General features: G+C 73.2%; 5 protein-coding genes. All 5 read left to right on the plus strand.

Annotation, left to right across the window (positions count from 1 at the left end; translation table 11 throughout):
• Positions 1–76 precede the first annotated feature (76 nt).
• The 5 genes from LY41_RS20970 to LY41_RS20990 all read left to right on the plus strand — a co-directional run bounded on the left by LY41_RS20970 (position 77) and on the right by LY41_RS20990 (position 14707).
• Entirely contained in the window at positions 77–1078 is a 1002-nt protein-coding gene (locus LY41_RS20970) for an ABC transporter substrate-binding protein (protein ID WP_253865912.1), read from the plus strand.
• Positions 1079–1088: 10 nt separating this feature from the next.
• Complete coding sequence (locus LY41_RS20975; RefSeq protein WP_372493329.1) at positions 1089–2105, plus strand: FecCD family ABC transporter permease; 1017 nt, start codon at positions 1089–1091, stop codon at positions 2103–2105.
• A gap of 119 nt (positions 2106–2224) precedes the next feature.
• Entirely contained in the window at positions 2225–3253 is a 1029-nt protein-coding gene (locus LY41_RS20980) for a FecCD family ABC transporter permease (RefSeq protein ID WP_253865913.1), read from the plus strand.
• The gene (locus LY41_RS20985; RefSeq protein WP_253865914.1) at positions 3250–4023 is read left to right on the plus strand and encodes an ABC transporter ATP-binding protein; all 774 of its coding nucleotides are present in this window, start codon (positions 3250–3252) and stop codon (positions 4021–4023) included. The genes LY41_RS20980 and LY41_RS20985 overlap by 4 nt, the downstream gene beginning before the upstream one ends.
• A 58-nt stretch (positions 4024–4081) precedes the next feature.
• The gene (locus tag LY41_RS20990; protein ID WP_372493330.1) at positions 4082–14707 is read left to right on the plus strand and encodes a non-ribosomal peptide synthetase; all 10626 of its coding nucleotides are present in this window, start codon (positions 4082–4084) and stop codon (positions 14705–14707) included.
• Positions 14708–14712: the final 5 nt, after the last annotated feature.

The raw sequence follows: 14712 nt of genomic DNA on the forward strand, positions 1-14712 counted from the left end.
TTTCCCGGCCACCACTGATTTCCCGGCCCACAACTGAATCCCCGACCCCCATCGAGTTGTTCAAGGACGAAAAACGATGTCTCTACTCAGATCCCGCCTCGCCAAGGGCGCGGCCACCGCGGCGACCCTCGCACTGACCGTCGGCCTCTCCGCGTGCGGTGCCGCCGGCGGCGAACAGTCCGACGGTGCGACCCGCCAGTTCGAGGCCGACAACGGCACCGTCGAGATCCCCGAGAATCCCGAGCGCGTCGTCGCCACCGGCTATGCCGTGCCCACGCTGATCGAGGCCGGCGCCCCGCTCGTCGGCATCTCCTCCTGGGAGCGCGGCGAACCGCTGATGTCCGACGAGGACCTCACGACCTACGAGGAGCTGCCGCGCATCGCCGGTGAGACCGCGGCGGAGACGAACTACGACGCCATCGCCGAGCAGGACCCCGATCTCATCGTCATCGGCGTGCCGAAGCCCATCTTCGGCGAGATCGACGCCGAGCGCCTCGAATCGATCGCGCCCGTGGTGGCCATCGGCCCGAACGTGCCGTCGGCGTGGCGGGAGGTCTCCCGCACGCAGGCCGACGCGGCCGGTGCGCTCGAGCAGTTCGACCAGGTCAAGGACGAGTACGACACGAGGGCCGACGAGCTGAAGCAGAAGTACGCCGACGTCCTGCCGGATCTGAAGCTGGCCCACGTCGGCGGCTACGGCGAGGTCGAGAACGGCAACTTCCAGCGGGAGTTCGACGGTTCGTGGGGCACGAACATCGCCAATGACATCGGTGCGCAGTACTACGGCGAGGTCGCCGAGAAGGGCAAGGGTTCCCGCGCGGTCAGCGAGTACCCGTCGCTCGAGGAACTGCCTTCGGCCATGCAGGAGGCCGACGCGATCACCTACACCGTCGACCCCGACGGGTCCGCACCCCAGCCCGTCGGGTACGTCCTCGACTCGAACCTGTGGAAGAACCTGCCCGCGGTGGAAGACGACATGACGTTCCCGGTCAAGTACACCGAGGCGGCGACGTACGGCCAGGCGAAGCAGACACTCGACGCGCTGGACGAGACGTTCGCACCCCTGCTGAAGAAGTGACGCGACGGCCGTGACGAGCGCACCTTCCGCGAATCCGCCCACGGCGAGCACGGCCCGCCCGGTCGTCCTCGCCGTGGGCGTGATCGCCCTGGTGGCCGCAGGTGCCGTCAGTCTCGCCGTCGGTGCCCGCGCCGTGCCCGTCGGCGAGCTGTGGCAGGCGCTGGCGGACTTCGATCCGCGGGACGGTGACCACCTGGTCGTCCGCGACATCCGGCTACCGCGGATGGTGCTGGGCATCGCCGTCGGCGCCGCACTCGCCGTCGGGGGCGCCCTGATCCAGACGCTGTCGCGGAATCCGCTCGCCGAACCGGGCATCCTCGGCGTCACCCACGGCGCCGGATTCGCGCTCACCGTGGGCGCCGCGCTGGGCCTGGCCGGCTCGGCGATCTCGCAGCTCGGTCTCGGTGTCGTCGGCTCGGTGCTGGCGACCGCGCTCGTCTACGCCGTCGGCAGGCATTCCACGCTGCGGCTGCTGCTCGCGGGTGTCGCGTTCTCCGCGGTGCTGATGGGCGTGTCGCTCGGCATCCGGCTCACCTCGCCGGACGCGCTGGACCAGTACCGGTTCTGGTCGGTCGGGTCGCTGGCCGGACGGGAACAGACCGACCTGACGGTGCCGCTCGTCGCGATCGGCCTCGCGCTCGCCGGCGCGCTGGTGATCGCACGGTCGCTCAACGCCGTCGCGCTCGGGGACACCGTCGCGCACACGCTGGGCGCCGACGTCGCGCGGGTGCGCACGGTGACGCTGCTGCTGATCACCGTGCTGGCCGGCGCGGCGACCGCCGTCGCGGGGCCGATCCTGTTCGTCGGGCTGATCGTGCCGCACCTGCTGCGCAGGCTGACCGCCGGTTCGGTGCCGTGGCTCGTCGGCCTGTCGGCGCTCGTGGGGCCGATCCTGATGCTCGTGGCGGACACGATCGCCCGCGTGCTGCTGCACACCGGCGAGGTGCCGGTCGCGATCGTCACCGCCTTCCTCGGCGGCCCGATGCTGATCTGGGTGGTCCGGCGGTACGGGGCGGGGTCACTGTGACCGACACGCAGCAGCCCGACACGCAGAACCCCGGAACGCAGAAACCCGGCACGCAGAAACCCGGAACACAGAACCCCGGCACGCAGAACCCCGACACGTATGACGTGAGGGAGACGCCCGTGAGCGGACGGACCTCGACGGTACGCGTGCCGGTCGGCGACCGCGCGTGGTTCGTCCAGCGCCGCACGATCACCCTCGTCCTGGGCTGCGCCGCGGCGATGCTCGGGCTCGGGTTCGTCGGCCTGTCCTACGGCACGAGCTGGGCCACACCCGGCGAGGTGTTCGGCGCGCTGACGGGACTGGAACCGTCCGTGGTCATCGCCGAGTGGCGCGCACCCCGGGTCGTGGCGGGAATCCTGTTCGGCGCCGCACTCGGCGTGGCGGGTGCGATCTTCCAGAACCTGACGCGCAACCCGATGGGAAGCCCGGACATCATCGGCCTGGACGCGGGCGCCTACACCGGTGCGCTGCTGGTCATGACCGTGTTCGCGGGCGCGTCGATGACCGTCGCGTTCGGATCCGTCGTCGGCGGGCTGGTCACCGCGGCGCTGGTGTACTCGCTGTCGCGGTCGAACGGCCTGTCGGGCATGCGGCTGGTCGTCATCGGCATCGCCGTCAACGCGATGATCACGGCGCTGAACAACTGGCTCGTGCTGCGCGCGGAGCTCGAGGTCGCGATGGCCGCGGTCGGCTGGAACTCCGGGTCGCTCAACGGCATCGACTGGGACGACCTGATCCTGCCGTTCGCCGTCCTCTCGGTGCTGCTGACCGTCGCCGCTCTGCGCTCGCAGACGCTGCACCAGTCGGCGCTCGGCGATGCGATCGCGGTGTCGACCGGAGTGCCGCTGGAGCGGCAGCGGATGCTGATGGTGCTGGTCGGCGTCGGTTGCACCGCGACGGTGACGGCGGTGGCCGGACCGGTGGCGTTCATCGCGCTGGCCGCGCCGCAGATCGGCCGCAGACTCGCGAAGGCGCCGGGAATCCCGCTGCTGCCCGCCGCACTGACCGGCGCGGTGCTGCTGCAGCTGGCCGACCTCATCGCGCAGATGCTGCTCGCCCCCGTGTCCCTTCCCGTCGGCGTCGTCACGACGGCGATCGGCGGCGGTTACCTGATCTGGCTGCTCGCCCAGGAGGTGCGGCGGAGATGACCACCCGACTGTCCGCTCGGGACGTGACCCTGAGCTACGGCGAGCGGGTCGTGTCGACCCGGCTCAGCCTCGACGTCCCCGACGGCGCGTTCACCGCCGTCGTCGGGCCCAACGGCTGTGGGAAGTCGACGTTGCTGCGGGCGTTCGTCCGGCTGCTGAAACCCGGCGAGGGCACGGTGTCGCTGGATTCCCGTTCCGTGACGGACTTTCCGGCGAAGGCCCTCGCGCGGGAACTGGCATTCCTGCCGCAGGATCCGCTCGCACCCGAGGGCATCACGGTGCGCCAGCTCGTCGCACGGGGCCGGTATCCGCACCAGTCGCTACTGGCGCTGTGGACCGCGGGCGACGAACGGGCGGTGGCCGAGGCGATGGACACCGCCGAGGTGGAGGACTTCGCCGACCGGCCGGTGGCCGAGCTCTCGGGCGGGCAACGCCAGCGCGTGTGGGTGGCGATGGTGCTCGCACAGGACACGCCGTACCTGCTGCTCGACGAGCCGACGTCCTTTTTGGACATCACGCACCAGTACCGGCTGCTGGCCCTGCTCTCGCGACTGCGGGACGAGGGCCGCACCGTGATCGCGGTGCTGCACGACATCAACCAGGCGTGCCGGTTCGCCGACCATCTCGTCGCGATGAAGGACGGCCGGGTCGCGGCCGAGGGCGCTGCCGCCGACGTCGTCGACGCGGCCCTGATCAAGGACGTGTTCGACCTGCCGAGCGTGATCGTCGCCGACCCGGTGAGCGGCACGCCGATGGTCGTCCCCGAATAGCGGCAGCCGCCACCGGCCGCACACGGCCGGCCCTGCCCGAAGCGTTCGTGAGGAGCGAGTGTTGTCATCGTCGGAACCTGCGGAATCCGCGGCACCTGCCGCCGAGCTGTTCGAGCTGACCAGCGCACAGCTGGGCATCTGGAACGCCCAGCGCCTCGAACCGGATTCGCCGTACTACGTCGTCGGCGACGTCGTGGAGCTCAGCGGTGCGGAGCCGGTGGACGTCGCGCGGCTGGCCGAAGCGATGACCGGCACGGTCGGCGAGGCGGAGTCGCTGCGACTGCGGCTGGCCGAGACCTCCGACGGGCCGCGCCAGTGGGTGAGTGACGAACCGGTGCCCGCGCCGCGGGTGGTCGACGTCAGCGGAGAACCCGATCCGATGGCGGCCGCCGAGGAGCTGGTCGCGCGGGAGCGGTGCGCACTCGCCGAATCGACGCGCGGCATGACCGGCCGCCCGCTGTACACGCAGACGATCATCACGCTGTCCGCCACGGACGTCCGGTACACGCAGCTGGGCCACCACCTGGTGTTCGACGGCTACAGCGCGGCGATGCTGGCCCGCCGCACGGCCGCCCGGTACACGGCGCTCGTGCGCGGCGAGGACCCGCCGAAGTGCCCGTTCAGCCCGTTTGCCGACGTCGTCGCCGCCGACCGAGACTACCTGGCCGGCGACAAGCCCGAGGCCGACCGTGCGTACTGGGTCGACCGGATGACGCCGCTGCCGGATCTGCCCGAGTGGACGGCACCCGGTTCCGGTCTCGCGGACACGGTCTCGGCGAGTGCGGAGCTGGGCGCCGAGGACCTGGCCGAGCTGCGCGCGTGCGCGGACCGGGAGGGCGTCACGTGGGGCGACGCTCTCCTGGCCTGCTACGCGGTGTTCCTGCACCGCGTGCTCGGCCGCAGCGATGTGCTGTTCGCGTTGCCGTTGATGTGCCGCACCAGCGCGGCGGAACTGCGGACGCCGGCGATGGCGGTGAACGTGCTGCCGCTGCGGGTCGAGGTGCGCGGTGGCGACACCCTCGGCGTCGTCGCGCGGCGCGTGGCCGGGGAGATGCGCGAGCTGCGCGCCCACCAGCGTTACCGCGGCGAGAACCTGCCGCGCGACCTGGCGGCTCCGGGTGCCGGGGCGATCCTGCACGGCGCGGGGGTGAACCTGAAGGCGTTCGATCTGACGCTGGATTTCGCCGGTTCGCAGGGCGTGATGCGCAACGTCGCGGGCGGTCCGCCGGAGGACATGGGACTGAGCGTGCTGCCGAGCCGCGGCGGCGGACTGCTGCTCGGGTTCGAAGTGGACGCCCGCACCCATTCGCAGTCCGATGTGGACGCACGGCTCGACGCGGTGCGCTCGATCGTCCGGCAGCTGTCCGCGGATCCGGACCGCACGGCAGGGCGGGTGTCGCTGTTGTCCGAGGACACCCGGGCCGCCGTGCTCGAGGCGTGGGCGCCGGCCGCGATCCCGGGTGAACCCGCGGCGGTGCCGGACGTCCTGGCCGCGCTGGCGGCGTCCCGCGGTGGCGACACCGCGCTGGTCTGCGGTGCCGAACGGATTACCTACGCCGAGCTGGCCGCGCGGGTGCACCGGCTCGCGCGGGCGCTGCGGGCGCGCGGCGCGGGTCCGGACGATCTGGTGGCCGTCGCGCTGCCGCGGTCGGCCGACCTCGTCGTGGCGCTGCTCGCCGCGCTCGACGCGGGGGCGGCGTTCCAGCCCCTCGACCTCGACCATCCCGATGAGCGCCTGCGCCTGCTGCTCGACGACGCGCGGCCCGCGCTGGTGGTCACCGATCCGGCGCTCGGCCGCAACCTCGGCGCGTGGTCCACGATCGCCGTCGCCGATGCGGCGAGGTGCGACGACCGTCCACTGTCTACCGGCGAACGGGCACGGCAGCGCAGGCCGGAGGATCTGGCGTATCTCATCCACACGTCGGGCTCGACGGGTACGCCGAAGGGTGTGCTCGTGCCCTCGGCGGGTCTGCAGGCGCTGCTGCACCACCAGCGCGCGACGGTCGTCGCCGAGACCGAACGCCGTGCCGGCCGCAGGCTGCGCGTCGCGCACACGTACTCGTTCGCGTTCGACTCCGCGCTGGACCAGTTGCTGTGGCTGCTGTGCGGGCACGAACTGCACCTCTACGACACCGACGTCACCAAGGACGCCGACGCGCTGCTGGCCGCCTATGCCCGCGACGCGATCGACGTCGTCGACACCACGCCGGCCCTGGCCGCACCGCTCGTCGAGGCCGGCCTGCTCACCGGGGCGCACCGGCCGTCGCTGCTCGTGCTCGGCGGGGAGGCGACGCCGCCCGCGCTGTGGCGTCGCATCGCCGAGTCCGATGTGGACGGTCGCAACATCTACGGCCCCACCGAGGCGACCGTCGACGCGGCCTACGCCGGCATCGACGGCGACACCCCGGTGATCGGCACACCCCTGGCGGGGATGCGCGCGTACCTGCTGGACAACGCGCTGCAGCCGGTTGCGCCGGGCGCGGTGGGGGAGCTGTACCTCGCGGGGCCGCAGCTCGCGCGCGGGTACCTCGGCCGGTTCGCCGGTACCGCCGAACGATTCGTGGCCGATCCGTACGGGCCGCCCGGCGACCGGATGTACCGCACCGGCGACCTCGCCCGGTGGACTCCCGGGCGCGGGTTCGACTACCTGGGCCGCGCCGACGGCCAGGTGAAGATCCGCGGCCACCGCGTCGAGGTCGGCGAGGTCGAGGCCGAGCTCGGCGCGCTGCCCGGGGTGAGCGGCGCCGCCGCGACGGTCCGCCGCGATACGGCGACGCCGCGGCTCGTCGGATATGTCGTCCCCGAACGCGGCGCGGCCCCGGCACCGGACGGGATCCGCGACAGTCTCGCCGAGCGGCTGCCCGACCACCTGGTGCCGTCGGCGGTCGTCGTGCTCGACGAGCTGCCGCTCACCGTCAGCGGCAAGGTCGACCGCGCGGCGCTGCCCGTGCCGCGCGCCACGACGTCCGGCAGGCCGGCGTCGACCGAACGCGAACGGCTGCTGTGCGCCGTCGTCGCCGAGGTGTTCGACCTGGCACCCGACGAGGTCGGCCCGGACGACGACTTCTTCGGCCTCGGCGGCGACAGCATCAGCGCGATCAGCGTCAGCAGCCGCCTCCGCGGCCACGGGTTCGAGTTGCGTCCGCGCGATCTGCTCGCCCGGCGCGACCTCGCCTCGCTGGCGGCCGGACTGTCCGCATCCGATGACGACGCCGTGCCCGCCGTCGCCGACGAACCGGTCGGCACGCTGCCCGCACCGCCGATCGCCCGCGGCCTGCTCGACCCGCATCCCGACCCGGCTTCCGTCGCGGACTATGCACAGTGGACGGTCGTCACGACGAGCACGCCGCTGGAACGCCCGGCCCTGGTCACCGGGCTCGGCGTCGTCGTGGACACGCACGCCGCGCTGCGACTGCGGCTGACCGGACGCCGGGAGCTCGAGGTGCGGCCCGTCACGGAGGTCGCCGCCGAGAGCATGGTCTCGACCGCACCCGCAGGCGCCGATCCGGCCGACGTGGCGCAGCGCCTCGCGGCCGAGCTGGACCCGGTCGCGGGCGAGCTGCTGCGGCTGGCCCTCGTCGGCGACGACCGGCTCGTGATCGTCGTGCACCACCTCGTGATGGACGGCGTGTCCTGGCGGGTCCTGCTGCCGGACCTGCGAGCCGCCTGCCGCGGTGACGTGCTCGCGCCCGCGGGCACGTCGTGGCGGGCGCACGCGCTGGCGCTGGCCGAGCAGGGCGCCTCGGGCGAGCGGCGCGGCGAACTCGACCACTGGCGGGCCGCCGCCGATCCGGCGATCCGGCCGCTCGGCCTGCCTGCGCTCGACCCCGAGCAGGACACGGTCGCGACGGCCCGCCGCGACGTTACCGTCGTGAGTACGCGGTCGTCGGCCGCCGCGCTGACGTCCCTGCCCGCGGCGTACCGCACCGGAACCGACGAGGTGCTCCTCGCGGCGCTGACGCTGGCGGTGCAGGCCGTGCGCGCCCGGACACCGGGGGAGGCGCATCCGCGCCCGGCCGCCGTCGGGATCACGGTCGAAAGCCACGGCCGTGAACCGCTCACGCCCGGCGCGGACCTCTCGCGCACGATCGGCTGGTTCACCGCGGAGTTCCCCGTGCGCGTTCCCGCCGAGACGCTGCGGACCGATGCGGAACTGCGCGACGCACTGGCGGGCGGCCACGCGGCCGGACGGCTGCTGCGCGCCGTCAAGGAGGCTCGCCGCGCCGTGCCCGACGGCGGCCTCGGCCACGGCATCCTGCGCCACCTCGACGACGGCGCCGAGTTCGCCCCGGCACCGCCGGAGGTGCTGCTCAACTACCTCGGCCGGTTCGCCGCGCCGGAGGGCGGCGACTGGCGACTGCCCGAACGCGAGGCCTTCGGAGTCCTCGAACCCGACGGCAAGGCGCTCGAACAGGTCCTGGCGCTGAACTGCTTCGTCCACGAGCACGGCCCGGACGACGGTGCCGGTGACGCTGCCGGAGACGGTGGCGTTGCCGGAGACGGTGGCGTTGCCGGCGGTGGTGATGCGGGCGGCGGTCCGCGCCTCGCCGTCGAATGGACCGCCGCGGGCAGGCTCGTCGGTGCCGACCTCCTCGCCGACCTGCAGCGCGCCTGGTCCGAGGCCCTCGACGCGCTCGCCGCCCACGCCGAACGCCTCGGTCCCGGTGGTGGTGGACTCACGCCGTCCGATCTGCCGCTCGTGTCGCTGACCCAGGCCGACATCGACGCGCTCGAACGGCAGCGCCCCGTGTCGGACGTGCTGCCCGCGACGGCGCTGCAGGCCGGGCTGTCGTTCCACACGATGGCCGCAGGCGAGACCGACGCGGACGTGTACATCGTGCAGGCCGTGCTCACGCTCACCGGCGAACTGGACGAGCGGCGGCTCGCCGAGGCCGCCCGGGAGCTGCTGCGCAGGCAGCCCGCCCTGCGCGTGCACCTCGCGACGACCGCGGCGGGCGAGGTCGTGCAGGTCGTGCCCGCCGAGGTCGATGTGGACTGGCAGCACGTCGACATGTCCACGGTGGACACCGTGGCGGCTGCTTCCGGCGACCCGGATGTCGAGGCGGCGTTCGCCGCGCGGTGCCGCGAGGAGCTGGAGCGGCCGTTCGATCCCGAGGTGCCGCCGCTGATCCGGTTCTGCCTCGTCCGGTTCGGCCCGGCCGAGCACCGGCTCGTGCTCACCAACCACCACGCGCTCCTCGACGGCTGGTCGATGCCGCTGACCGGGCGGACGCTGCTCGGCCTGTATCGCGAACTCGGCGGCGGCCCCGTGGTGGCGCCGTCGGCGTCGCTGCAGGACTACCACCACTGGCTGGCGGACCGCGACCGCAGTGCGGCACGCGGCGCATGGCGCGACGCACTGTCCGGTGTGGACGAATCGACCCGGCTGGCGCCCGCGACGGCGCGGCGGGAGGTCGTCCGGCCGCAGGACATCACGCTGGATCTGGGGGAGGAGTTCAGCAAGCGGCTGAGCGCCTTCGCGCGCGACCGGGGCATCACGGTCACCACGGTGCTGCAGACGGCGTGGGGACTGCTGCTCGGCAGGCTGACCCGTAGGCGCGACGTCGTGTTCGGCTGCCCCACCTCCGGCAGGCCGCCCGAAGTGGACGGGGTCGAGTCGATGATCGGCCAGCTGGGCAACACGATTCCGGTGCGGGTGCAGTATCGCCCGGATCAGCCGGCGACCGAGCTGCTCGAGGCGGTCCACGAGGAATCGGTGGCGCTCGCCGAGCATCACCACCTCGGCCTGCCCGACATCCAGCGTGCCGTCGGCGCAGGCGACCTGTTCGACACGATGCTGGTGATGGAGAACTTCCCGTTCAACGGCGAAGGACTCGCGGTCGACGAGCAGGTCGCACTCGCCGGTGTCGACATCACCGACGCCACGCACTATCCGCTCACCGTCATCGCGCTGCCCGGCGACACGCTGAGCCTCGTGCTCAGCTACCAGCCGCACGCGCTGTCCGCCGACACCGTGCGCGGATACTCCCGGTGGCTGCACACGCTGCTGACCGAACTGGTGGCCGCACCCGACCGGCCCGTCGGCCGGTTGCCGATGCTCGACGCCGGTGAGACGGCCACGGTGCTCGACCAGGGCACGTCCCGTCTCCCGAAGACACCCCGCGACGGGGTGCTGGAGACGTTCGCCGCGTGGGTGGACCGCACCCCCGAGGCCGAGGCGCTCGTGTGCCGGAGCCGCAGCCTGACCTACGCCGAGCTCGACCGGCAGGCCAACCGTCTCGCCCACCGCCTGCTCGACGCGGGAGCGGGGCCGGAGGTGCCGGTCGGGATGCTGCTGGGCCGCGACGTCGAGATGATCGTCGCGCTGCTGGGCATACTCAAGGCCGGGGCGGTGTACCTGCCCCTCGACCCGGACTACCCGGCCGACCGGCTCGCGTACATGATCGGCGACGCGCGGCCCGCCGCGTTCGTCACCGACGCCGACGCGCTGGCGCGGCTCGGCGGGCAGGTTCCCGGGGACGGCGTCGTGGTGCGCACGGACGATCCGGACGCGCAGGCCGTCGGCAGCGACGACGACCCGGCCGGCGCCCGCGCGGCGCTGACGCCGGATTCGCTGGCCTACATCATCTACACCTCCGGCACCACGGGAAATCCCAAGGGCGTGGCCGTGACGCACCGCGGCATTCCGGATCTGATCGCGCTGCAGGAAGAGGTCGTCGGGGTCACCGAACGCGACCGCTACCTGCACTTCGCCTCGACCAGCTTCGACGTCGCGTTCTGGCAGACGATGGTGCCGCTGGCCTCCGGCGGAACGCTCGTCGTCGCGCCGGAGGAGGTGCGCGTGCCCGGCGACGAACTGCTCGACTACCTCGCCGAGCACCGGCTGACCGGGGTGAACCTGCTGCCGTCGTTCCTGTCGGCCGTGCCCGAGGACCGCATCGTGCCCGACGACGTGTTCTTCGTGGTCGGCGCCGAACGGCTCGACCCGGAACTGGCCGACCGGTGGGGCACGGGCAGGCGCGCGCTGTTCAACGCCTACGGGCCGACCGAAGTGACCATCAACGCGGTCACCTGGCACTACGAACCGGGCGAGACCGGCGCCGTCCCCATCGGACGGCCGGACCCGAACGTGCGCGCCTACGTGCTCGACGACGGCCTGCAGCCCGTCGGCACCGGCGTGGCCGGCGAGCTGTATCTGGCGGGGCCGAAACTCGCCCGCGGTTATCTCGGCAGGCCGGGGCAGACGTCGCAGGCGTTCGTGGCCGATCCGCACGGCGAGCCGGGATCGCGGATGTATCGCACCGGCGACGTCGTGTTCTGGCGTCCCGACGGGCAGCTGGTGTTCCTCGGCCGCGCGGATCGGCAGGTCAAGGTCCGAGGGTTCCGCATCGAACCCGCGGAGATCGAGACCGTGCTGACGCGGCATCCCGACGTCCGCGGCTGCGCCGTCGTCGTGCGGGGCGGCAGGCAACTCGTCGGCTACGTGATCCCGGCCGAGGGTGCGGAATTCGATCCGGTGCGGCTGCGGGAGGACCTGCTCGGACAGCTGCCCGACCACCTGGTCCCGGCCGCGTTCGTGCGGCTCGACCGGCTGCCGCTCACCCCGGGCGGGAAACTCGACTCCGGCGCGCTGCCCGCACCCGAACACGCAGGCGACGGCGCGGGACGGGAGCCGTCGACCCACGCCGAGGAGGTGCTGCTCGGCATCGTCCGGGACGTGCTGGGCGCGGGTGATCTCCGCCTGGAGGACCACTTCCTCGACGCCGGGGGCGACAGCATCGTCTCGTTGCAGGTCGTGTCCCGCGCGCGCAGGCAGGGGCTGCGGCTCGGGCCGCGGGACGTGCTCGACGGCGGGACGATCGCGGGCATCGCGGCGCGCAGCACTGCCGCAGCGGCGAGTGCCGACGCCGGACCGTCCACAGGGGATGCCCCGCTCACCCCGGTGATGCGCGACCTGCTCGAGCGCGCACCCGAGCCCGGCGACTTCTGCCAGTGGACCGAGATCTGCGTCCCGGCGGGTGGTGACCTCGCCACGTGGTCGCAGGCCGTGGACGCCCTGCTGCGGACCCACGACGTGCTGCGGGCCCACCTCGCCGACGCCGGCGACGGTGCGGTGTTGCGGATTCCCGAACCGGGTTCGGTCACCGCGGCCGACGTGCTCACCCACGTCACGGCGACCGGCGAGGTGCGCGACCTCGTCGACGGCTGGATCGCCGACGTGCGCGGCCAGTTCGACGTCCACCACCCGCCGCTGGTGCGCGCGCTGTGGGTCGACCGTGGTCCCGGCGAACTGGGCCGGTTCGTGCTCGTGGCCCACCACCTGCTGGTCGACGGCGTGTCGTGGCGGGTGCTGCTCGACGACCTCGCCGACGCCTACGAGGGCAGGGAGCTGCCCAGGCCCACTCCGTTCCTGGGCTGGGCGCGGTCGCTGGCCTCGGCCGCCCATGCCCGGGCCGGTGAACTGCCGCACTGGCGCGGCGTCGGGCGCAACCCGCAGAAACGACTCACCCGCACCCGGTTCGATCCGCAGCGCGACACCGGTGCGACGGCGATGCACCACGAGTTCGCCCTGGACGCCGAGGCGAGCAGGACGCTCCTGACGAGCCTGCCCGCGGCCTACCACGCGACACCCGACACGGTGCTGTTGACCGCGCTGACCCGGGCGATCGCCCGCTGGCTGGACCGCGCACCGGACCTGTACCTGGCGCTGGAAGGCCATGGCAGGCACGCGCCCGATCCGGCGGGCGAGGTCGACCTGTCGCGCACGGTCGGCTGGTTCACCGCGGTCCATCCGGCACGGATCACGCTGCCGGACGGGGACTCGGCCACGCAGCTGAAGGCCGTCAAGGAGCAGCTTCGCGCTCAGGGGGACGGCCTCGGCCACGGGATCCTTGCCGCGGCAGGACAGGTGAGCCCGGTGCGGCCCGACGTCAGCTGGAACTACCTCGGCCAGTTCGCCTCGGCGCCCGAGACCGAGCGCGCGTGGCAGGCGCCGCCGGGTTCGGCACCGTTCGGTTCCGGCGGTGACACGCTGCCGATGCCGCACAGCCTCATGCTCAACGCGATGACCTGGGATGACGGTGACGGCCAGGCGCTGCACGTACGGGTGACCTGGCCGCGTGCGGTGCTGACCGACGACGACGTCGCCGGACTGGTGGAGGCGTTCCGGCAGGAACTGACGGCGTTGGCCTCCGATGAGGACGCGCCCGCCGGTGCGGGCCGCACGCCGTCCGACTTCCCGCTCGTGTCCCTCACCCAGTCCGATGTGGAGGATCTGGAGCGGCGCTACCGCGTGGCCGACGTGCTGCCGCTGAGCCCGTTGCAGGAACTGATGCTGCAGCACTCGCGGCGGGTTCCCGCGGGCGGCCGCGATCCGTACACGGTGCAGGCAGCGTTCTCGCTGACCGGCCGGGTCGATGTCGACGCGCTGCACGCCGCGGCCTGCGATCTGCTGGCCCGGCATCCCAACCTCGGCGCCGCGTTCCCGCCGGGACTCGAGGTGGCGGTGCTGCTCGCCGATGCGGCACCGGACCGCCGCCAGGTCGACGTCTCGACCGGGGCCGACGTCGACGCCGCAGTCGAGCGAGTGCTGGCCGCCGACCTGGCCGAACCCTTCGACCCGGCCGCGGGCTCGGCCGTGCGGCTCACCGTCGTCCGCAGGGCCGCCGACGCGGTCGAACTCGTCCTGACCACGCATCACGTGCTGTCCGACGGCTGGTCGGCGCCGCGCATGCTCGGGGAGATCTTCGCCGCCTACACCGCGCGCACGGCCGCCGGGAGCGCGGCGCACCTGCCGGAACCGGTCCCGTTCACCCGGTACCTGCGGTGGCTGTCCGAACGCGACCGCGACGCCGACGTCGCCGCATGGTCCGGTGAGCTGGCGTCGGTGGACCGGTACGACCGGGCACTGCCCGACATCCCGGCCGCCGACGTGCCTGCCGAGGACCCGGTGGGCGCCGTGACACCGGAGCCGGTCACGTTCGACCTCGAACCGCAGCTGGTGCGCACGCTCACCGCGGCGGCCGTCGCGTGCGGGATCACGGCCGCGACCCTCGTGCAGGGTGCCTGGGCGGCCGTGCTGACGGCACGGAGCGGGCGCACCGACGTCCACTTCGGCACGATGGTGTCCGGCAGACCGCCCGAAGTGGACGGTGTCGAGGAGATCATCGGCCTGTTGGCCAACACCGTGCCGGTGCGCGCGAACCTCACCGGCCCGCTCGACGGTGCGCTGCGCGACCTGCAGGACCGGCAGCAGGCGATGGCCGGACACCACACGGTGTCGCTGTCCGCACTCGAACGCTCGGTGGGTGTGAGACGGCTCTTCGACAGCCTGCTGGTGTTCGAGAACTACCCGGTCGACCCGGACCGGCTGGCCGAACCCGCGCCGGGCCTGAGCATGACGGGCATGCGCTTCCGGGAGTTCACGCACCACCCGGTGACGGTCACCGTGATGCCGGAGGGCGCGGGCTGGCGCGGCATCGTCGCGTGCCGGCCCGGCATGGTGGCCGAGGACGCCGGCACGCTGGCGGCCGCGTTCGAACGCGTGCTGCGGGCACTGCCGGACGTGCTCGGCGGCGAGGACGGTGCCGCCGCCGGCGGTGAGGCCACGGAGCGCGGGGCGGGAGACGGCAGCGGGACTGCCGAGTCGGGCGCCGCGGCGCTGGTGCGGCTCGCGGAGCGGTCCCTGCAGGCGGGCCCGGAGCGTGCGGAGTGGGCGGAGTGACGGCG

Origin of the sequence: Prauserella halophila (assembly GCF_024171895.1) — a bacterium.
Taxonomy (GTDB): Bacteria; Actinomycetota; Actinomycetes; order Mycobacteriales; family Pseudonocardiaceae; genus Prauserella; species Prauserella halophila.

Coding starts and splice junctions, on each gene's coding strand:
- LY41_RS20970 (WP_253865912.1), top strand. CDS start 77: ATGTCTCTACTCAGATCCCGCCTCGCCAAGGGCGCGGCCACCGCGGCG.
- LY41_RS20985 (WP_253865914.1), top strand. CDS start 3,250: ATGACCACCCGACTGTCCGCTCGGGACGTGACCCTGAGCTACGGCGAG.